Origin of the sequence: Roseateles cavernae (assembly GCF_040187885.1) — a bacterium.
Lineage (GTDB): Bacteria > Pseudomonadota > Gammaproteobacteria > Burkholderiales > Burkholderiaceae_C > Roseateles_E > Roseateles_E cavernae.
Genome location: NZ_JBDPLH010000001.1, coordinates 568,200 through 589,329 on the forward strand (window position 1 = coordinate 568,200; position 21,130 = coordinate 589,329).

General features: G+C 67.7%; 17 protein-coding genes. 8 read left to right on the forward strand and 9 right to left on the reverse strand.

The features are described from left to right. Positions 1-35: 35 nt before the first annotated feature. The 6 genes from ABGI63_RS02750 to ABGI63_RS02775 all read right to left on the reverse strand — a co-directional run bounded on the left by ABGI63_RS02750 (position 36) and on the right by ABGI63_RS02775 (position 8,622). Positions 36-1,742, reverse strand: a complete 1,707-nt coding sequence (locus ABGI63_RS02750) for a ShlB/FhaC/HecB family hemolysin secretion/activation protein (protein ID WP_349740922.1) — start codon at positions 1,740-1,742, stop codon at positions 36-38. Between the two features lie 156 nt (positions 1,743-1,898). After that, positions 1,899-3,074 carry a PEP-CTERM sorting domain-containing protein gene (locus ABGI63_RS02755; protein ID WP_349740923.1) on the reverse strand — a complete coding sequence of 392 codons (1,176 nt, stop codon included), beginning with the start codon at positions 3,072-3,074 and terminating at the stop codon, positions 1,899-1,901. 197 nt (positions 3,075-3,271) lie between these two features. Continuing rightward, complete coding sequence (locus ABGI63_RS02760; protein WP_349740924.1) at positions 3,272-4,696, reverse strand: hypothetical protein; 1,425 nt, start codon at positions 4,694-4,696, stop codon at positions 3,272-3,274. Between the two features lie 115 nt (positions 4,697-4,811). Further along, a complete protein-coding gene (locus tag ABGI63_RS02765) occupies positions 4,812-5,558 on the reverse strand; it encodes a PEP-CTERM sorting domain-containing protein (protein WP_349740925.1) in 747 nt (248 codons plus the stop codon). A gap of 282 nt (positions 5,559-5,840) precedes the next feature. Beyond that, positions 5,841-6,704: a LuxR C-terminal-related transcriptional regulator gene (locus ABGI63_RS02770; protein ID WP_349740926.1), complete on the reverse strand. Its 864-nt coding sequence runs from the start codon at positions 6,702-6,704 to the stop codon at positions 5,841-5,843. A 178-nt stretch (positions 6,705-6,882) separates the two neighbouring features. Further along, positions 6,883-8,622: a secretin GspD/PilQ domain-containing protein gene (locus ABGI63_RS02775; protein ID WP_349740927.1), complete on the reverse strand. Its 1,740-nt coding sequence runs from the start codon at positions 8,620-8,622 to the stop codon at positions 6,883-6,885. Positions 8,623-8,759: 137 nt separating this feature from the next. Here ABGI63_RS02775 and ABGI63_RS02780 point away from each other — a divergent pair, with 137 nt between their 5' ends. The 3 genes from ABGI63_RS02780 (at position 8,760) to ABGI63_RS02790 (ending at position 13,621) form a co-directional block, all read left to right on the forward strand. Further along, positions 8,760-10,586: a S8 family serine peptidase gene (locus ABGI63_RS02780; RefSeq protein WP_349740928.1), complete on the forward strand. Its 1,827-nt coding sequence runs from the start codon at positions 8,760-8,762 to the stop codon at positions 10,584-10,586. Between the two features lie 146 nt (positions 10,587-10,732). Then, positions 10,733-12,901 (forward strand): PhoX family protein, encoded by a 2,169-nt coding sequence (locus tag ABGI63_RS02785; protein WP_349740929.1) that lies wholly within the window; start codon positions 10,733-10,735, stop codon positions 12,899-12,901. Between the two features lie 24 nt (positions 12,902-12,925). After that, a complete protein-coding gene (locus tag ABGI63_RS02790; protein WP_349740930.1) occupies positions 12,926-13,621 on the forward strand; it encodes a PEP-CTERM sorting domain-containing protein in 696 nt (231 codons plus the stop codon). 70 nt (positions 13,622-13,691) lie between these two features. Here ABGI63_RS02790 and ABGI63_RS02795 read toward each other — a convergent pair whose 3' ends face one another. Both ABGI63_RS02795 and tgt read right to left on the reverse strand, forming a co-directional pair. Then, positions 13,692-14,186 carry a hypothetical protein gene (locus ABGI63_RS02795; RefSeq protein WP_349740931.1) on the reverse strand — a complete coding sequence of 165 codons (495 nt, stop codon included), beginning with the start codon at positions 14,184-14,186 and terminating at the stop codon, positions 13,692-13,694. Between the two features lie 16 nt (positions 14,187-14,202). Then, positions 14,203-15,330 carry a tRNA guanosine(34) transglycosylase Tgt gene (tgt, locus tag ABGI63_RS02800; RefSeq protein WP_349740932.1) on the reverse strand — a complete coding sequence of 376 codons (1,128 nt, stop codon included), beginning with the start codon at positions 15,328-15,330 and terminating at the stop codon, positions 14,203-14,205. Positions 15,331-15,404: 74 nt separating this feature from the next. Here tgt and ABGI63_RS02805 point away from each other — a divergent pair, with 74 nt between their 5' ends. The 3 genes from ABGI63_RS02805 to argG are packed head-to-tail and all read left to right on the forward strand — an operon-like array spanning position 15,405 to position 18,212. Then, positions 15,405-16,184: a substrate-binding periplasmic protein gene (locus ABGI63_RS02805; protein ID WP_349740933.1), complete on the forward strand. Its 780-nt coding sequence runs from the start codon at positions 15,405-15,407 to the stop codon at positions 16,182-16,184. Positions 16,185-16,223: 39 nt separating this feature from the next. Beyond that, on the forward strand, positions 16,224-16,832 hold the full coding sequence (locus ABGI63_RS02810) for an IMPACT family protein (RefSeq protein WP_349740934.1): 609 nt from the start codon (positions 16,224-16,226) through the stop codon (positions 16,830-16,832). Between the two features lie 36 nt (positions 16,833-16,868). Next, complete coding sequence (gene argG / locus ABGI63_RS02815) at positions 16,869-18,212, forward strand: argininosuccinate synthase (protein ID WP_137944263.1); 1,344 nt, start codon at positions 16,869-16,871, stop codon at positions 18,210-18,212. A gap of 76 nt (positions 18,213-18,288) precedes the next feature. Here the strand turns inward: argG and ABGI63_RS02820 are convergent, their stop codons facing one another. After that, complete coding sequence (locus ABGI63_RS02820; protein WP_349741699.1) at positions 18,289-19,443, reverse strand: SGNH/GDSL hydrolase family protein; 1,155 nt, start codon at positions 19,441-19,443, stop codon at positions 18,289-18,291. 218 nt (positions 19,444-19,661) lie between these two features. On the opposite strand from ABGI63_RS02820, the gene ABGI63_RS02825 reads away from it, so the two are divergent. Together ABGI63_RS02825 and ABGI63_RS02830 are read left to right on the forward strand one after the other, a co-directional pair. Further along, positions 19,662-19,829: a hypothetical protein gene (locus ABGI63_RS02825; protein ID WP_349740935.1), complete on the forward strand. Its 168-nt coding sequence runs from the start codon at positions 19,662-19,664 to the stop codon at positions 19,827-19,829. 95 nt (positions 19,830-19,924) lie between these two features. After that, positions 19,925-21,031 (forward strand): cyanophycinase, encoded by a 1,107-nt coding sequence (locus ABGI63_RS02830; protein WP_349740936.1) that lies wholly within the window; start codon positions 19,925-19,927, stop codon positions 21,029-21,031. Positions 21,032-21,130: the final 99 nt, after the last annotated feature.

Below are 21,130 nucleotides of genomic sequence, written 5' to 3' on the forward strand. Positions count from 1 at the left end.
GGCTTAAGACTTCGGTCAGGCGACGGGGGCGCGGCTCAGAAGCGCAGCGCGGCGCGCAGATGCAGGTGGTCCTGCGGGGCGCGGCGGGTGGGCAGATCGCGGTGACGGCGGCCCCAGTCGAGGTTGAGGGACAGGCCGGTGCTCAGCGCCAGGCGCAGGCCCAGGCCGCTGGACAGCAGCGGCACACGGCGCTGCTGCCCCGGCTCGGGGTCGATCAGGCTGACGGCGGCGGCGTCGGCAAACAAATGCAGGCCCAGCTCGCTGAAGGGCGGCAGGTTCGCACCCTCGAAGCTGCGCAGCAGGGCTGGCGCGTAATTGCGGCTGCGCAGCTCCAACGAGCCCAGCCAGCCGAAATCGCCGGCGGCCACGCCGTCGTAGTAGCCGCGCACCGTGTCGGCACCGCCCAGCGAGAACTGCTCCGAGCTGGGCAGCTGCTGGGTGGCCAACTGGGCGCCGAAGCGCGCCGCCAGCTCCACCGGGCCGAGGCGCTGCTGGCCGCGCCAGTCCAGCTTCAAGGTCGAGAAGCCGCCATCGGCGCCGCGGCGTTTGCAGGCGAACTGGTCATCGCGAGAGATCGTGCCGTCGGCCAGCTGGCAGTCGATCTCGCGGTAGAGCAGGCGGCGCAGGCCCAGGGTCGCGGTCAGGCTGAGGTTGTGCTGCGAGCTGGGGCCGAACCATGTGCCGTTGTAGGCTGCCTGCAGCGGCATATAGCGCAGCGGGTTGGCGCTCAGCGCGGCGGCACCCGCACCGCGGCCCAGGCTGACGTTCTCCTTCAGGTCCTTGAAGTCCAGGCCCAGGCTGAGGCTGTGCACCGACTCGGCCAGCGCGCGCGAGCCGCTGTAGCGCAGGCCCAAAGTCGTGCCCTTGCCCAGCACATTGACGCCGCCCAGGCTGTCGACATCGCTGCTGGAGTTCACCGCGGTGAAGGTCAGCGCATCGCCGTCGGCCAGCGGCACGGTGTAGTTCAGCACGGCGACGCGCGACTCACGGCTGGCCATCGGCGCGCCCATCAGGGTCAGCGCGATCGAATGGTCGCGCTGCAGCAGGTTGTCGTAGCGCAGATGGACGGCGGCGCGCAGTGGATCAGTGTCGGCCGAGGCCGCATTGCTGAGCTCGAAGCTGCCCGACAGCGGCAGCTTGTCCTCCACCTTCAGCTCGGCCTCCACCGTGCCCGGCTGGCGGCCTGGCCGCAGCACCGGCTGCACGCGCCGCTCCTCGCCACGGCTGACCGAAGCCAGCTGCTGCTGCACGATATTGAAGTTGGGCACCTGGCCGGCCGCCAGCTCGCTGACCGCCGTGCGGATGCGGCCCTGGGCGTAGTAGCGCGAGCCGGTCACCGCCAGCCGCTCGACCCGGCCTTCCAGCACCGCCAGCCGCACCACACCGCCTTCGACGCGCTGCTCCGGCACATCGACAAACACGGTCAGATAGCCGGCCCCCTGATAGACCTTCTCCAGCGCGGCGCGTGCGCCGTCGACATCCACCATGCTGCGGCCCTCGCCCAGAAAGGGCAGCACCGCCGCCTCGATCTGCACATCGGCGAGCCGGGTGTTGCCTTCGATCTGGAACTCGAGGATGTCAAAGCGCGGGGCAGCTGCCGCATCGCTCGCAGCGGCGGCATCGGCGATCGGCGGCGCGCTCGGCTGGGCCTGCGCAGGCATGGCCGACAGCGCCGCCGCCAGCAACAGCAAAGACAGGGGGAGCCGCGCCTGACCGCAGGCGCGGAACGTGAAATTTTCCATGAACTCAGTGTCCCGATGACCGGTGAAACGGTGGTGACCCGGCATGGGCCGAACGGCTCATGCCGGACGGGGCGGATGACAAATCTCTGGAATAAAAGTGCGCACGCCGCCCCAGTGGGGCGGCGTGTCTTTGGCAAGGACCTGCGGGGCGGCGACTCAGCGGCTATGGCGCCGCGCGCGCCAGCCCAAGGCCGCCAGGCCCAGGACCAGCATCAGCCAGCTCGAAGGCTCGGGCACGGCCGATACCGCGTTGCTCGGCACGAAGCCACCCGGCATCCAGCCGGCGAACTCGCCCAGCGGCGCGGTGATGAAACGGGTGCCGCCGACGCCAGCGGCAAAGTCGGTGCGCGCGCGGCGCTGCATGCCCAGCACGGTGCTGACCTGGGTCACCGCCGCTTCCATCGTGAAGCTGAGGATGTATTCGCCATTGCCATTGATGGCCAGGCCCCAGTAGCCGTCGTGGCCGGCGTTGTCGAATTCGTCAATGATGAGTGGCGAACTGGGAAAGGCATCTGAAGTCGAAACATAATAAAACCACGATGAACTTCCTACCCGGTTCGTGATGGCGGGAAAGGGCGTAACACCGAACTTCCCACCGGCGAGCGGATGGTTAGGATTGGTAGCACTGAGGTCTGCCCAATAGCCCTCAAACTCCACGCTTGAGCCATTCGCTGCGAAATCCATCTGGGCCGGGTCGGAGGGCATACCCGATGTCACATGCGTATTGCGATCATTGATGCTTGCTGGATCAATCATCCCTTTGCCAGTGTTCAGCTTTTCATAGACGTTGCTTGCAAGCAGTTCAGCCGTGGTCTCAAACTTCTGGTTGCCATAGCTTTTCAGATCACGCCAATTCACATTTTCAACACCCGTAGCCGTTTCATGCTTCAAGGTTGTGAACATGAAGTTCTCATGCGGCTCAAAACCGAAACCAATCTTGCTTGCTCCGACCACCGCCCATTGCTGGTTGTTGCGATCAGTCGATAACGTCTGAAAGTACTGAAAGTTGGGGTCGCTGTTCAATGGATCAAAGAACTTCTGATAGCCCGCATCCTGCTGGGCCAGCGTGAAGAAGTTGAAACTCTGATCTTCCCCTTCTCGGTAGGCCTTGGCGCGAAGGCCCAGATCCTTGGTGTAGGTCACCTTCTGGACCGGATCCCAAACCATGAGCACCAGTTCAGGTGCGCCGTAGAAGGGGCTATCAGGGCCGCTGCCAGAGATGCCGTCCGCCGGGTCAACTGCGGCCAGAACCGGCCCCCCGGCCAACGCCGATGTGAGTGCAAGTGCCAGCGCATGTTGGATACGAGAAGATGTATTGACGAGGAGCTTCATGAGCTGGCAATCCCTGATTGAGAGGAGTAAGGACAACCTGCTGGCGGCGCTGGCCGGGCAATGCAGGCAGATCCGATATCAGCAAAAAGCCGCTCCCTGCGGAGGGAGCGGCATCGGAGGTTCAAAGGGCCAAGCGCTTTGCCATCTTGCTTACCGGCTTCGCGTTCGGCCCCTAACTACAAGGCGAGCTCTCTCGCTTACTTGAACATGCGCACCGGAGTGCAGGTCTTTGCAGCGGTACGGGCGGTGTGAGCAGTGAAGCTGCGCACCGACTCCGGCAGGTCCGACCAGGCGGTGCCGGCCGGCACGGTGTCAGGCGTGGCGACCAGACCGGCTTGCAGATCCGGGTCCAGCTGGGCCAGCACGGCAGCCTTGCCGATATTGGCGCGCAGAGTCTTCAGGAACTCCAGCTTGTCGCCGGCCGGAGCGTTGGCACCGGTCTTGGCCCATTGCATCGTGGACTCGGTGACGAACTCGTAGCTGCCGTCGATCACATGGGCACGCTCGGGGGCGACGCCGCTGAGCTTGACGAAGCGATAGCCCTTGTCGCCACCATTGGCGCGCGGGTTGTTCTCGCGGCCGATCACGCCCAGTGCGAAGGCACCGCCGGCGGCGTTCTCGGCCGTCGTGCCCAGGCAGGTCTCGACGTTGCCGGTGCTGGCACCGGCAACCACCGTCAGCGAGCCGGTCGCCGAGATCGCACCGCCACCTGCGTTCGACGGCGTGTAAGCCGCAGAGCCACCGCAGGGGTTGTTGGCGAAATAGGCGTTGGACGCGGCCTGGGTGCCCGAGCCGGCGGTGCGGCGGCAGACGTTGATCTTCTTGTTGTTGATGTTCGCTTCGACCGAGGCCGGGATCAGCAGGTTCCAGCCCTTCTTGGCTGCGTTGCTGCCCAGCAGCTGGCCGGTCAGGGCGCCGCGCACAAAGGTGGCGGGGATGCTGGGCTGCTTGGCGGCATCTTCGTCGATGGCACCGGCGCCCAGATCGACCAGGCCCTGGGCCTTTTGCAGGGCCAGGTAGAGCTTCTTGTTGACGGCCACGCCGAACACGTTCTGAACAAAGCCGGCGGAGTCGAGGTTGTCGACAGCGCGGCCGGCGCCGGCGTTGATGCCGGCTTCCAGCAGGGCCGGCTCGACGTCGGACAGGCCGGCGTCAGCCAGCGCGGGAGCGGTGCCTGCGCAGGTGAAGGTGGGCGTCTGGATGTCGGTGGCCGGCGAGGCCTTGGCGGTGGCGGCGCAGGACGCGTCGACCAGCATATGGGCTTGCGTGGCATCAGCGGTGATGATGGGGCCCACGCCCTGGCCGGAGCCGCCAGCGTCGCGCTTGGTCACCAGCACGGCGGTGCCGGCGGGCCAGTTGCCGACCTGGACGGCCAGGCGGAAGGAGTAAGCGCGGTGGTTGGCGCCGGTGGCGTCGTTGAAGAACACGTCCAGGGTGGCTGGGTTGGCGACTTCCTGCAGATAGCCACCCAAGGCCAGGCGCAGGGCCGAGGCGCCGGCGATGCGGACTTCCTTCAAGGTGCCGGCATTGCGTTCGGCAACGATCTCGGCGGGGGTCAGGGCTTGGGCCGAGCCCAGGGCGGCCAGCGAGGCCAGGGCGATGACGGTGTTGCGGATCTTCATGATGGTGTTACTTCCAAAAATGAGGAATTCGGACAGAGCTCCGCCCACGGCGCCCATCTCTTTGGACGGGCGCCGGGAACGAGGACTTGCTTGCTTACTTGGAGGTCAGACCGGCTCAGGACTGGCGGCGACGGACCATGAAGCCGACGGCGCACAGGCCGGCCAGCAGCAGGGCATAGGTGCTCGGCTCGGGCACGGCGGTAACGGCGGCAATGTTCGTGCCGTTGAAACTCACCAGGGTGTCGGCCTTGGCGTAAGGCGAGGCCAGAACCAGGGCGCTGGATTCGGCGCTGGACGAGGTCAGGTAGGCCATTTTCAGGCTGTCGTTGACCGAGCCGAGCTGGTTGTAGAAACCGGCCAGATTGACATAGCTGGCCAGGTAGCCATCGCTGCCGGCGGCTTGGGCCAGTTCGATGTTGTCGGCGCCATGGCCAGCGTTGGTGGCGATGTCATCGCTGGTGACAAAAATGCTGGCCAGAGTGTTCACGCCATCATTGAACAGCTGGTTGTTGATGCCGTTGGCAGCTTGACCGGCACCGACCGTCGTGAACAGATTGATCTCACCCGGCTCGAAGCCGAAGCCGATCGGGTTGGCGGCCAGCACGGTCCACTTGGTGTCGCTGCCACCGAAGGCAACGAACTTGTCCCACTCGGCGCCTTGCACCGAAAAGTTGAAGTTGCCATTGGCCTGGAAGGCCGAGGCGGTGATGCCCAGGTCCTTGATGAAGGAGCCCTTGGCGTTGGTGGCGATGAACACCAGTTCGGCTTCGCCGAAAGTGCCGGTCTGGCCGGTCTGGATCTCGGCGAAGGCGGAGCCGGTGGTGGCCAGCAGGGCGGCCAGGACGAGGGTCTTGAATTTCATGTGTTTTCTCCGATTGGAAAAAGAAAAAGGCAGTTGATGAGTTGTGCTCGTTGGTTCACTGGTGCCTGGATAAGCGGAGCCCGTGGCGAACTCCTCCCTCTATCCGCAGCTGCGCCTGGGTTGCCGCTGCCGGGGCGCAGCGTGGGAGCGCTGCGCCGGGAGGCGGCCTTGGGCGTCGGGTCGCTGGGGCTGACCCTGGCTTAAAGAACGACTTTCTGTCCTTTCGACAGCTGGCACTTTCGCAGCCCAAGGTGACAGGCGTTGCGGGAACCGTGATGCAGTTCACAGCCCTTTCGGACTATGGTTGGCCGGTTCGAGCATGGGAAAACCCTGGGGCGGCCGGTGGTCCAGCAGGTTCAGCGTCATCGCGCAGGCCACGGCCTGGGCGCGGTTGCTGGCATTGAGCTTGCGCAGGATCTTCTGCACATGGTTCTTCACCGTCAGCGCGCTGATGCCCAGACCCTCGCCGATCTGCTGGTTGTTCTTGCCCTCGCGCAGCCAGCTCAGGATCTGGCGCTCGCGCTCGGTGATGCCGGTCGGGTGGCTGCTGCGCGGCGTCATCATCGACGAGGGCAGCGGGCTGAGGTCGTGCTCGACGTTCTGCACCCGCTGCCAGGTGGCGTGGATATGCGGCAGCAGCAGCTCCAGATGGCGGCACTGCGCCGGCGTGGCCGGGGCACCGACGCGGGCGAACACATAGAACCCCTCGATCTCGCTGGGCCGCTGCGGCCGCGACAGGCCGTGCAGCAGCACGTCGCCGACGCCGGCCTCGACCAGGGCCAGCGCATCGGGCGTCGCGCCGCCCTCGGCATCGACGCTGGTGCAGACCGGCCGGCCGCGCGCCTGCAGCCACATCAGCTGCAGGCGCTGCATCAGCGCGCTGCCGCTGCGGGTCAGCTCGGTGAGCAGCGGCTCGGGCAGCGGCACGGTGTTGAAGACATCAAACACCAGCTCGCGTGCCGCGCGCTGGTAGGCGCCGCAGATCGCCAGCTGATGCGGCAGCAGCGGCTGCAGATGGCTCTGCATCCAGACAAAGAACTGATAGCGCCGCCTCACCTCCAGCGCAGAATCAGCCGCACGCATCAAGGCCTCGGCCTTCAGACTCTCCTGCGACATCAGGATGTCGCTCGGGTCATGGTTGTTCATGGGGACAGGGACGCGGTTGACAACAGGGCAGACCACAGGCCCGCTTTCCGGGCCCGCCGCTCTGAATGTTGCGCAATGTAAAGAGCGCTGATGACCATCTGTTGAAGGGAATGCCGGCCGATAGGCCGTTCGGCTCATGGCACCGGCGCCGGCATGGGCCGAACGCCTCACTCCCGCCTCATTCGGCCCGGATCTCGACCTGACCGTCACCCTCCACGCGCGCCGGCAGCGCGTCGCCGGCGGCATTGCGGCCGCGCAGATTGAGCACCTCGATCATCGAGCTGACGCCGGCCGCACCCGAGTGCACGCGCAGCGGCAGCGAGAGCTGCCCCTGCGGCGGCAGCTCGAACGCGACGCTGCCGGTGTTGGCCGCCGCGCCGCCCTCGGCGGGCGCGAACAGGCTCAGGTCGTAGCGCAGCTCGCCGCGCAGCAGATGGGGGGATTTGTTGTGCAGCGACACCGACAGGGTCTCGCCGAGCGCCGCGCTGCCACTGGTCTGCAGCTCGGCGACGGCCTCGTTGCCTGCCTCGCTATCGGCCTCCTTGCCGTCCGCGCTCGCCTCAGCGGCAGTCTGCGGCACCGGCTCGGCGCCACCACCGGACGGCGCGCCCGAGGCCGCCACCACGCCACGCCGCAGCCGCAGGCTCGCGGCGCCCGGATCGGCATCGCGCCCACTGGCCAGGCGCAGCAGCTCGGGGCCGGGCAGCGGCGCCAGCCTCAGCAGCCGCGGCGTGATCAAGAGCACGATGTCGGACTTGCTGCGGCTGTCCTCGCCGACGCCGAACAGACGCCCCAGCACCGGCAGGCCGGAGAGCCCGGGCAGGCCACGCGCCGTCTGGCGCTCGTTGTCGCCGATCAGGCCGGCCAGCAACTGGGTCTCGCCATCGCGCAGCCGCACGACGGTGCTGGTGCTGCGCTGGCCGATGCGGTAGGCGGTGGCCGGCGGGTTGCCACCCGAGCGAACCTCGGCCAGCAGGTAGCTGAGCTCCAGATCGAGCTTGAGCACGACCTCGCCATCGGACTGCACCTGCGGCTGCAGCGCCAGCTTCAGCCCGATGTCCTGGTAGCTGACATTGGTCGTCACGCCGATGTCCGGGCTGGCGCTGCTGCCGAACACCGGCAGCTTGCCGCCCAGCTCGATACGGGACTTGTCGCGGTTGCGCAGGCGCAGCTGCGGTTTCGCGATCAGGGTCGCCAGCTCGCGATCACCGCGCAGCCGGGCCACCAGCGCCGGGTTGGCGATGCTGCTGAGCAGCTCGCGGCCGGCGCCCCAGGGCACCCGGCTGGCATCGCCGGCCAGGCCGCGCTGCACCGAGCTGGGCCAGTCTATGCCCAGCTCGCTGCCCTGGCTGCTGGCGACCTCGAGCAGCTCCAGCTCCACCAGCAGCTCGGCATCGGGCCGGTCCAGGCCGGCGATCATCTGCTCGGCCAAGGTCAGCGCCTCGGGCGTGTCGCGCATCATCACCAGGTTGAGGCGCTCGTCGATGGCCAGATCGCGGGTCTTGAGCAGGCCGCGCAGCAAGGCCTGCACCTGCTTGGGATCGGCGCTGTTCAGATAGAAGCTGCGGGTCTGCAGCTCCTGATGCTCGCGCCGCTTGGCCGGCGTGGCCGGGTAGATCAGCACGGTATTGGGCGTCAGCCACTTCTGCTCCAGCTGCTGCAGCGCGAGGATCAGGCGCAGGGCCTCATCGACGCTGGCATGGCGCAGCGACAGCGACAGCCGGGTGTCGCTGCGCACCTCCTGATCGAACACGAAGTTCAGGCCGCTGTGGCGCGACAGGGTCTCGAAGACGGCGCTCAACCGGGTGTCGCGGAAGTTCAGCGCCAGGCCTTGCTGCGCGGCCGGCCCGGCGCAGGCCAGACCGGCGCACATCAGCAGCAGCGCGAGACAGGCCCGGCGCAGGCATGAGGGCAGCACAAGAGGTCTGGAGCGCACGGGGCTGGGGGCATTCGCCGAAACTGCGCATGCTGGGCGCCGCCGATGACCGTGCGATGACAGGCCCGCGATGCCGTCCTGTCACGCGCTGTTCACGCCAGCGCAATAGGGTGTCGCCCATGCTGACCCGACACTTCCCCCCCTCGCTGCGCGCCATCGCGCCCCGCCTTGTCCCGACGCTGATCGCGGCGGCCGCCGTCGCGATGCTCAGCGGTGCGCTGGCACCGCAGCGCGCCCAGCAAGCGCTGGCCGCGCCGCTGTCGCGCGAGCTGGTCGTCAAGCTGCACGCACCGCAGCCGGCCCCCGCGCTCCTGCGCGCGCACGGCCTGCGCCAGGTCCGGCCGCTGGGCTCGGGCTGGTGGGTGCTGGAGAGCCGCGGCGGGCTCGACGCGGCCCAGCTCGCCCGGCTGACGGTCGCGCTGCGCCGCGAGCCCGAGGTCGAGGCCGTGCTGGGCCAGATGCGCGAGCAGCGCGCGGCGGTGCCCAACGACACGCTGTTCGCCGGCGAGCAGTGGTGGCTGGGCGAGCCTGCGGCGGCCGGCAGCGCGGGCCTGGCCGGCTTTACCAAGGCCTGGGACATCAGCAAGGGCAGCACCGACCCGGTGATCGCGGTGCTGGACTCGGGCCTGACGGCCCATCCGGACCTGCAGGCCAACACCCTGCCCGGCTACAACTTCGTCAGCAAGGCCGAGTACGCCAACAACGGCGTCGGCCGCAGCAACAGCGCCGACGATACGGGCGACGCGCTGACCCAGGCCGAGTTCAATGCCAACCCGGCGCTGTGGGATGGCTGCATCGTCAACCCGAAAAGCAGCTGGCACGGCACCCTGGTGGCCGGCCAGCTCGGCGCGGTGAGCAACAACGCCGCCGGCGTGGCCGGCATCAACTGGAACGCCCGCATCCTGCCGGTGCGGGTGTCGGGCAAATGCGGCGCCGCGGTGCCCGATATGGTGGACGGCATGCGCTGGGCCGCCGGCCTGCCGGTGGCGGGCGTGCCGGCCAACCCGACGCCGGCCAAGATCCTGGTGATCGGCTTCGCCGGCCTGTACTCCTGCAATGTCAATGACGCCAATGCCGATGTGGCCGCCGCCGCCAAGCTCTACAGCGACACCATTGCCGAGCTGCGCAGCCGTGGCGTGATGATCGTCGCGGCGGCCGGCAATCTGCGCAGCGCGGTGGGCCGGCCGGCCAACTGCGCCGGGGTGTTCGGCGTGGCGGCAGTCAACCGCCAGGGCTTCAAGGCCTACTACTCGAACTTCGGCAGCGAGGTCCAGCTGGCCACCACCGGCGGCGACGCCGACAGCGGCAAGACCTGCGACAGCCTGCTGGCCGACAGCGGCATCGCCTCGACCACCAACAAGGGCACGACCGCTGTGCAGGCCGGTGGCTGGGGCTATGGCGCCGTCAGCGGCAGCAGCTTCGCCGCACCGCAGGTGGCCGGCACGGCCGCGCTGATGTGGGCCGCCAATCCGGCGCTGACCCTGGCCCAGGTCGAGGCCGGTCTGAAGATCAGCGCCCGCCCGCATGCCGTGGCCGCCGCGCTGGGCGCCTGCAGCGCTGCCAATCCGAGCCGCTGCACTTGCAGCACCAGCAGCTGCGGCGCCGGCCTGCTCGACGCCGAGCAGGCGCTGCGCTATGCCCAGGCGCCAGCCAGCTACACCGCCCCGACCCGCACGCCGGCCAGCCTCAGCGGCGCCGCGCTGGACAGCTGCGGCGCGCTGCAGGGCAGCAAGCCGATTCCGGAGCCGACACCAACCCCTACGCCGACACCGACGCCAAGCCCTACTCCGACGCCAACGCCCACACCGACTCCGGCGCCGGCACCCGAAGGCGGCGGCGGTGGCGGTGCCAGCTCGCCGCTGTGGCTGCTGGCGCTGTCGCTGAGCCTGCCGGCGCTGGGCCTGGCACGGCGACGGCGCGAGCAGGACGGCACCCCCAAGCGCTGAGTCCGACCCCGCATGCAAGGGGGTGAACGCATGAGCCGAACGGCTCTGCCGCGTCATTAGCGCGTCGTTGGCGCCTCGCATAGTGGGCTGTTGCAGGCCGCGTTGGGCGGCCCGACCACCCCACCTCTATTAGGCAGGAGCTACGCATGAAGGGCATCAACCATCCGCGCAACGACGAGACGCTCAACCCGTCCGGCAATGCATCCATCCACGAGGTCATCGATGCCGTCGACGACAGCCGGCGCCTGTTCGTCAAGGGCTCGGTCAGCGCCACCGCGCTGAGCGCGGCCGGCGGCCTGACGCTGTCGGGCCTGACCGCCACGGTGCAGGCCGCACCGGTGGCGCCTGGCCTGGGCTTCCCGGGCATCGGCTTCGAGAGCGTGCCCGCGATGGTGGCGCCGGTCAGCGACCGCGTCACGGTGCCGGCCGGCTATAGCGCCGAGCTGTTCGTCGCCTGGGGCGATGCCATCGTGGCGGGCGGCCCGGCCTTCGCCGGTGACGCCAGCAACAGCGCCGCCGACCAGGAGCGCCAGTACGGCGAGCACACCGACGGCATGGCCTTCATGCCCTTCGCCGGCGCCGACGGCAAGCCCGTCAGCGACCGCGGCCTGCTGTGCGCCAACAACGAGTACACGCACGAGCAAATCCTGACCCCGCAAGGCGTGGCCGGCGCCAGCATCGAGCATGTGCGCAAGTCGCAGGCCGCGCATGGCGTCTCCATCCTGGAGGCGCGCCGCCGCAACGGCCGCTGGATGGTGGTGAAGAACTCGCCCTACGGCCGCCGCCTGACCGCCAACAGCAAGATGCGCATCGCCGGCCCGGCCGCCGGCCATGCGCTGCTGAAGTCCAACGAGTACCTGATCAAGCCGACCGAGACCGTGCCGAGCGGCCAGCTCAGCGACGGCCGCACCGCCTACGGCACGATCAACAACTGCGCCAACGGCATCACGCCCTGGGGCACCTACCTGACCTGCGAAGAAAACTTCAACGGCAACTTCGGCACCGTCGGCGCCATGCCCAGCGGCGAGCAGGCCGCGATCAACAACCGCTACGGCGTGGTGGCGGCCGGCTTCGGCTATGCCTGGGACAAGCAGGACCCGCGCTTCGATCTGGCGCTGAACCCCAAGGAGCCCAATCTGTTCGGCTGGGTGGTCGAGATCGACCCCTACGATCCGAAGAGCGTGCCGGTCAAGCGCACCGCGCTGGGCCGCTTCAAGCATGAGAGCGCCCAGTACGTGGTCGACAAGAACGGCCATCTGGCCGTCTATATGGGCGACGACGAGCGCAACGAGTACATCTACAAATTCGTCAGCGCCGGCAAGTACGATCCGAAGAACCGCGCGGCCAACCGCGATCTGCTGGACCAGGGCGTGCTCTATGTGGCCCGCTTCAACGCCACGCTGCGCGGCCAGTGGATCGCGCTGCTGCCGGGCACCATCGGTGTCAACGGCCAGGCGCTGCGCGACAACCCGCACTTCCAGGGCGTCGACGATGCCGAGGTGCAAGCCAAGATCCTGATCAAGACCCGCATGGCCGGCGACGCGGTCGGCGCGACGATGATGGACCGCCCCGAGTGGACCGGTGCCCGCCCGCGCATCGGCGGCTTCCAGAAGATCGAGGTCTACTGCACGCTGACCAATAACAACCGCCGCGGCGCCAGCCCGGTGTCGAACAACGCGGCCGACGGCAGCACCGCCGCCGGCGCCGCCCGCCCGGCCCCGGATGCCGCCAACCCGCGCGCCAACAACCTCTACGGCCACATCATCCGCTGGACCGAGGACGGCGACAGCGTGCTGGCCACCGGCTTCGACTGGAACCTGTTCGTGCAGAACGGCGACAGCAAAACAGCCAAGACGGCGCACCCGTCGGGCACCAACGACTACAAGGGCACCATCGTCGACGACCCGCATGGCAGCGCCGACTACGGTGCGCCGGACGGCCTGTGGTTCGACCCCTTCGGCCGCCTCTGGGTGCAGACCGACCAGGCCGGCAATGCCGCCGGCGACTGGGTCAATATCGGCGCCAACTGCATGGTCTGCGTCGACCCCAACAGCGGCGCCACCCGCCGCTTCCTGACCGCACCGCCGAACGCCGAAGTCACCGGCATCGCGATGACCCCGGACGGCAAGACCCTGTTCGTCGGCATCCAGCATCCGGGCGAGGACTCGCCGGCCAGCAACCCCGAGCTCTACTCGCGCTGGCCCGCCAGCCAGTGGGGCCTGGCCTCGGACGGCGTCACCACGCTGCCCTTCGGCCGCCCGCGCTCGGGCGTGGTCGTGATCACCAAGGATGACGGCGGCATCGTCGGCTCCTGATTTCAGCTTCCAAGGAGAACTTTCATGCGTCAACACACTCCCCTGGCCGCCGCCGCGCTGGCCCTGCTGGCCCTGCTGCCCGCCCATGCGGCCCGCATCGACACCAACGCCGGCCTGGTCGACAGCAAGGTCATCACCTTCAACAGCTATGACGGCCTGATCGGCACCGGCCCCGAGGACGTCGGCGCCGAAGTCGGCGCGTCCGTGCTGTTCACCTCGGCGCCCTTCACCGAGCTCGGCGCCAATGCCCGCGACCTTGGCGACAACGGCCTCTGGGGCGCCCGCGGCAACCCGGTCGACGGCCTGGTCGACACGCCCACCGGCAACGGCAACTTCATCGCCAGCGGCTTCATCGGCAACAGCGGCGAGCTGGGCTTTCGCTTCGGCAGCGGTGTGGCCGGCGTCGGCGCCTATCTGAACCAGTTCCAGATCGACGGCGACAGCCACAACTTCACCGTGCTGGCCTATGGCCAGAACGGCAAGGTGCTGGAGTCCTTCAATGTGTCCGTCGACACCGAGTGGGACAGCTACAACGAGGGCCGCTTCCTCGGCTTCCAGCGCGCCGCCGCCGACATCTACGGCTTCGGCGTCGCCGGCAACGGCATCGTGCTGGACAATCTGAGCTTCACGACCGCCGTGCCCGAGCCCGAGAGCTATGCGATGCTGCTGGCCGGTCTGGGCGTCGTGGGCCTGCTGATGCGCCGCCGCCGCGCCGAGTAAAGGCGACGCAGCACCAACACGCGCTGACCGCGCAGGCCCCGGGGTTCGCCCCGGGGCTTTTTTGTTGGTCTCAGCGACCGAGCCGCCAGACCCGGCGCAGGCGCCGCTTGAAGGCCCGTGCCCCGCGCCAGACCGGGCTGGCCCGCACCCAGGCCAGCAGCCCCTCTTTCCAGGCCGCCCAGCGCGCATACAGCCGCGCGAACCAGGGCAGGCTTTGCAGCGCCGGCTCGGTCAGATGGAACAGCCGGGCCAGCACCGCCGTGCCCAGCAGCTTGGCCACGACGATCACCGCCAGCCCCAGCAGCGCCTCGCCGCGCCCGATCAGCCACAGCGCCAGCAGCTTGACCGGAATCAGCAACAGGCTGGGCAGCAGGAAAACCAGCAAGGCGGGATAGGGCCGCAGCCGCGTTATGCCCGCCTCGACCTGCCGCAGCAGCGGCAGCCGTCCCAGCGCCGCCATCGCGCGCAGCAGCGGTGCCCAGCCCCATTCCTCGAACAGGATGGCCAGGGCCAGCAGCAGCCGAACCAGCCAGCGCAGCGGCGCGATCAAGGCCTTGATGAACATGGCCTCGGCGCCGGTCTCACACCCCGCGCGCCCTGTCCTCGGCGAACTTCTTCTGGAAGCCGGCGAAGTCGCCCGCGTCCAGCGACTCGCGCACTTCCTTCATCAGGTTCAGGTAGTAGTGCAGGTTGTGCACGCTGGTCAGCATCGGGCCCAGCATCTCGCCGCAGCGGTCCAGGTGATGCAGATAGGCGCGGCTGAAATTGGCGCAGCAGTAGCAGGAGCAGCTCGCGTCGACCGGCGCGGCGTCGGTCTTGTAGCGGGCGTTGCGCAGGCGCAGGTCACCGAAGCGGGTGAACAGATGGCCGTTGCGGGCGTTGCGGGTGGGCATCACGCAATCGAACATATCGATGCCCTGGCTGACGCCCTCGACCAGATCCTCGGGCGTGCCGACGCCCATCAGATAGCGCGGCTTCTCGGCCGGCAACTGGTGGCCGATGTGGGCCAGCACGCGCTGCATATCGGCCTTGGGCTCGCCGACCGACAGGCCCCCGATCGCGTAGCCGGGCAGGTCCAGGTCGGCCAGCCCCGCCAATGACTCGTCGCGCAGGCCCTCGAACATGCCGCCCTGCACGATGCCGAACAGCGCGTTCGGGTTCTCCAGCTTGGCGAACTCGTCCTGGCAGCGCTTGGCCCAGCGCAGGCTCATCTCCATGCTCTTGCGGGCTTCCAGCTCGGTGGTGATGTGACCCTTGCTCTCGTAGGGCGTGCACTCGTCGAACTGCATCACGATGTCGCTGTTCAGGATGGTCTGGATCTGCATCGAGATCTCGGGCGTCAGGAACAGCTTGTCGCCGTTCACCGGCGAGGCGAACTTGACACCCTCCTCGCTGATCTTGCGCATCTCGCCCAGGCTCCAGACCTGGAAGCCGCCGCTGTCGGTCAGGATGGGCTTGTTCCACGACTCGAATTTATGCAGGCCACCGAATTGCTTCATGATGTCCAGGCCCGGCCGCATCCACAGATGGAAGGTGTTGCCGAGGATGATCTGCGCGCCCATCTCTTCGAGCGAGCGCGGCATCACGCCCTTCACCGTGCCATAGGTGCCCACCGGCATGAAGATGGGGGTTTGCACCACACCATGGTTGAGGGTGAGCGTGCCGCGGCGGGCGCGGCCTTCGGTCTTGAGCAGGTCGAACTTCAGCATGATGGGGCGATTGTCGCAGCACGGGCGCGGCCCTAGACTCGCTGGACAGGGAGCCGACCAACGAGGTCCTGTCTATGCACGCCCTGTTCCTGGCCTTGTCACTGCTGCTGAGCCTGCCGCCGGCCTGGGCCTGCGGCCCTTACCGAGTCGGCTTCTACAGCTTCGGCCCCTTCTACCACCTCGATGCCCGGGGCCGGCCGGCCGGCGTCGACCATGACCTGATCAGCGCGCTGGCCCAACGCAGCGGCTGCGATCTGCGGGGCCGGCTGGAGTCGCGGGTGCGCACCTGGGCCCTGCTGGAGCGGGGCGAGCTGGATCTGACGGTTTCCGGCATCAGCACCCCCGAGCGCGAACGTCTGGCCGAGTTCTGGCCCTATCTGCGCACCCGCAACCATGTGCTGCTGCCCAAGATGCTGGCCCGGCGGATCGACTCGGCCGAGGCCTTCATGGCCGACCCCGCGCTGACTGTCGGCGTGGTGCGCGGCTTCCGCCACGGCGCCCGGCTCGATGCCTGGCTGGACCGGTTGCGCGGCCAGGGCCGGGTTCACGAGGTGACGGATTTCGACGCCCTGCTGCGGGTGCTGCGGGCCGGCCGCGTCGAGCTGGTGCTGATGCACCCGCTGAACCTGCGCCCGGCCGACAAGAACTGGCTGGAGGAGTTCAGCCTGCAGGACTGGGCCCCACAGGACGAGGTCGAGGCGGCCCTGGTGGTCTCGCGCAGCCAGGTCGGCGCGGCCGACCGCGCGCGGCTGCAGCAGGCCCTGAAGGAACTGCTGCAGGAGGGTCTGGTCGACATCATCCTGCGCCGCCACCTCGGCGACGAGCTGGCCCGCCACGCCCGGCTGCCACGCTGAACGAACGACCACGGGCGCGGCGGCAACGACAATGGAACCATGCCCTCCAGCCTCGCCGCGCCCGTCCACAGCGAACTGATCATCAAGAAGAGCCGCTTCATCGGCCGGGTCGAGCCCTGCGCGGACCGGGCGCTGGCGCTGGCGAAGGTCGCAGAACTTCGTGAACGGCACCCGGGTGCCGTTCACGTCTGCTGGGCCCTGCTGGCCGGCGGCCAGAGCGCCGCCCATGACGACGGCGAACCCGGCGGCACCGCCGGGCGGCCGATGCTGGAGGTGCTGCGCCACCAGGACCTGGACGGCGTGCTGGCCACCGTGGTGCGCTACTGGGGCGGGGTCAAGCTGGGCGCCGGCGGCCTGCTGCGGGCCTATACCGACGCGGTGGCCCAGGCCCTGCTGAAGGCCGACAAGGTGCCGCTGCTCAAGCTGAAAACGCTGCGCTGCACCCTGCCCTACGCGATGGAAGGCCTGCTGCGCCGCGAGCTGGAGACTGCCGGGGCACAGCTGCTGGAGATGCGCCATGGCAGCCAGGTGGAGCTGCAGTTCAGCCTGTCCGAGGCAGCGGCGGCGGCGCTGGTCGCGCGGCTGGGCGAGGCGGGCCAGGGCCGCATCGGCTGGCTAGCGCCCGAGGGCGAAGCGTCGGCCGCCTAGAATACCGGCTTCCCTTCTAGCGCGAGAAGTCTGATCGTGTCCGCAACCATCCTGCAAAAGATTCCCGCCGGCGACCGCGTCGGTATCGCCTTCTCCGGAGGCCTGGACACCAGCGCCGCCGTGCACTGGATGCGCGGCAAGGGCGCCGTGCCCTGCGCCTACACGGCCAATCTGGGCCAGCCCGACGAGAGCGACTACGACGAGATCCCGCGCAAGGCCCTGGCCTATGGCGCCGAGATCGCCCGCCTGATCGACTGCCGCGCGCAGCTGGTGGCCGAGGGCATCGCCGCGATCCAGTGCGGCGCCTTCCACATCAAGAGCGGTGGCGCCACCTACTTCAACACCACCCCGCTGGGCCGCGCCGTGACCGGCACCGCGCTGGTGGTGGCGATGCGCGACGACGGCGTCAACATCTGGGGTGACGGCTCGACCTACAAGGGCAATGACATCGAGCGCTTCTACCGCTACGGCCTGCTGGCCAACCCGGCGCTGAAGATCTACAAGCCCTGGCTGGACCAGAGCTTCATCGACGAGCTGGGCGGCCGCAAGGAGATGAGCGAGTACCTGATCGCCCACGGCTTCGACTACAAGATGAGCGTCGAGAAGGCCTACAGCACGGACAGCAATATGCTGGGCGCCACCCATGAGGCGAAAGACCTGGAGTTCCTGAACGCCGGCATGAACATCGTCAAGCCCATCATGGGCGTGGCCTTCTGGCGCGAGGATGTGGTGGTCAAGGCCGAGACCGTGACCGTGCGCTTCGAGGAAGGCGTACCCGTGGCGCTGAACGGCCGCACCTTCGCCAACGCGGTGGAACTGTTCGCCGAGGCGAACGTGATCGGCGGCCGCCACGGCCTGGGCATGTGCGACCAGATCGAGAACCGCATCATCGAGGCCAAGAGCCGCGGCATCTACGAAGCCCCCGGCATGGCCCTCTTGCACATCGCCTACGAGCGCCTGGTGACCGGCATCCACAACGAAGACACCATCGAGCAGTACCGCATGAACGGCATGAAGCTGGGCCGCCTGCTGTACCAGGGCCGCTGGTTCGACCCGCAATGCCTGATGCTGCGCGAAACCGCCCAGCGCTGGGTGGCCCGCGCCATCACCGGCGAGGTGACCTTGGAGCTGCGCCGCGGCAACGACTACAGCATCATGGATACGGTAAGCCCCAATCTGACCTATGCGCCCGAGCGCCTGTCGATGGAAAAGGTCGAAGACGCCGCCTTCACCCCGGCCGACCGCATCGGCCAGCTGACCATGCGCAATCTGGACATCATCGACACCCGCCAGAAGCTGGGCATCTACAGCGCCACCGGACTGCTGGGCAGCCAGAGCGAAGGCAGCGTGAAGCTGCTGACGGGGGGCGGGAAGGACTGATTTCAGTTCGCATCCTGCGATGAACGACGGCCGCCTTTGGCGGCCGTTTGCTTTGTGCCAATGCGCACATCTGGATTCAGTTGGGTCCTTTCAGGCGCCAGCGGTCAATCACCTTGATCAGCCACTTGGAAATTGCCCGGTGATCTTGCAGGGAGGCATGCCAATGACAGCCCTGGACATCGAGGGCCGCCATGTCAATGCCGAAGGCGTCGATTCGTGAATAGCCCGCCCGCTTGTGGTGGGCTATGACTTCGCGCACGCGGTCCCGCAGGCGAGGGTCGCCCGTTTCAGGAACGCCGAGCACGAACAATGCATGGCTTCCATATTGACTTCGGAGTGCACCCAGGAAGTCAACGTAGGCCTCTTCGAATTTCGGCGCCAGCGTCGCCATATTCCATCGCTGGCTTGCATCGATGGCGGCAAAGTCGGGGCCCCCGAGGGTCACCACCACAACGCTCGGATTCCAATGCTCGGGCTTGACCCACACACTCAGGGGATCGTGGACGATGGCTCTGTTGGCATAGGTCCTGTAATCGGTGCCCGGGAACCCGTCTGCATAGTTCCTCACCAAGCCAAGACCGGCGTAGGCATTGAGGTGGAGTTCGGCGCCATAGTGCTCGGCGGTCAAGCCGGCAAAGGACAGGGCACTGTTGGTGGAGGCCGAAACCTCCGCATCGGTGCATTCCCTTTTGATCGCCGAGTTGCCATAGCCCAGCGTCAAAGAGTCTCCAATAAAGACCATCTGGTCCGCGCGAGGTTTGGGGGCAGGCAGCAGCTTGTCGCCAGGTCGAACTTCGAAGCCGAAGAAGCGTCCACTGGCGTGGGTCGACTCATTTCGCTTGAATACCTTGATGCGATGCTCGCCCGCGCCAAGGCCCTGCACCCAGACGGTTCGGTTGCCTGGTTCCGAGATCACTTCCTTGTGCTGGCCGTCGATCTCAATATTGAAATGACTGCTGCTGTCGGCAAACTTGAGGCCGATCGCTGACCCGGAGAAGCGCCCTTCAAAAGAGATGCCCGGCCAGCTGTACTCGACCGCATCGCGATGCGGCTTGACACGACCCACCACATGAATCGCCGCATGGTCGAATGGCTCAGGCCCTGGTCGGTCGGCTTCGGGTTTTCTTGCAAGGCTGCCGTTGCCGCAAGCGCTGAGGAACACGGACAGGAGCGCGCCCGATAACAGCGCATGAAAGGCCCGGCCAGGGCTGGCGAGCTGCCACTGCTTCATCGTTTTCACTCAACAGCCCTCGGTGTTGGCAGGAAACTCATGCGCAAGATTGAAGGAATGGCAGATGGGTTGAATCGCCCCGAATTCCTAGACACTCTTGAGCCCTGGCTGACCTGAACCTGGGCGGCAATCTTCAGGTATTCGGCGCCATCGTACCGGCTTGACCCATCACCCCATCTGATGCGGCAGCGCATCAGTCTTGATGACGACAGCCCGCCATGAGAACCACGGTCACGATAGAGGGCGAGTTGTACGCGAAGGCCCTGGAGCGGGCCTCGGTCATCCTGACACCGGGAGCCGTGCTGTGGTCGCAGGACAAGCGGCTGGTGGCCCTGGCCGAGCGCTATGGCGTGATGCAGCGCCCGGCCGAGCACTGGAGGCGATAGCCCCCTGCAGTTGAAGGCCCGTCCCGTGCGCCATGCGCGCATTTCGGGCCTAGACTGCATCACAGCCGCGATCGTCGTGGCCATGGAGGTCTGGCATGAACAACACCAAGCTCACGACTCGCCGGGCCTGGCTGGGACTGATGCGGGGCCTGATGGCCCTGGCTCTGCTGGCCGGGGCCACAACGCTGGTGCAGGCAGCGGGCGGCGGCAACAAGGGTGGCGCGACGCCGACCACCAGCACCAAGGCCTACGACTACTACCTGACCGGCCAGGCCGCCGACATGCAGCCGGCCGCGCCGGCGACGCCCATGCTGGTGCTGATGGGCGGCGGCCTCGATGTCGACAGCGCCTTCGAGGCCATGATCGCCAAGGCCCGTGGCAATGCCGGCGGCAAGATCGACATCGTCATCATCCGCGCCTCCGGCGCCGACGGCTACAACGACTATCTGTACCAGATGGCCCCCGACGGGGTCGACTCGGTCGAGACCCTGGTCATCAAGAGCCGCGACGGCGCCAACAACGCCGAAGTGAACCGCATCGTCGCCGGCGCCGACCTGCTGTTCATCGGCGGCGGCGACCAGTGGAACTACATCAATCTCTGGAAGGGCACGGCGCTGGACACCACGCTGCAGGGCCTGGCCGCGCGCAAGGTGCCGTTCGGCGGCACCAGCGCCGGCCTGGCCGTGCTGGGCCAGATCGACTTCTCGGCGCAGTACGACACGATCACCTCCAGCCAGGCCATGAACAACCCCTACGACCGCAAAGTGGCCCTCGACCGCGGCTTCGTCACCGGCCTGCGCGGCCTGGCCAACACGATCACCGATGCGCACCTGGTGACGCGCGACCGCATGGGCCGCCTGATGACCTTCCTCGCCCGCATCATCGCCGACGGCTGGGTCGGCGCCGCCGAGCAGGCACGCGGCATCGGTGTCGACGAGGCCACGGCCGTCGTCGTCGACGATGGCATCGCCTCGGTGCAGGGCAGCGGCGCGGCCTACTTCCTGCAACCGGCGATCGCGGCAACGACGATCAAGCCGAAGACGCCGCTGACCTTCCGCAATGTGCGTGTCGACCGGCTGCGCGCGCAGCAAGGCTCATTCAATCTGCTCAACTGGACGCCTGGCAGCGGCGCGACGCCCTACTCGCTATCGGTCGAAGCGGGCGTGCTGACCTCCTCGGGCAGCAATGGCAGCCCTTACTGAGCTTCGTGAGCCGGCATTCGGACCGGCGCAGGAGGCGGACGAAGCACTGCAGACAACCCTGCTGGCCGCCTGACGGGCCTAGGTGCTCGGTGCTGCTAC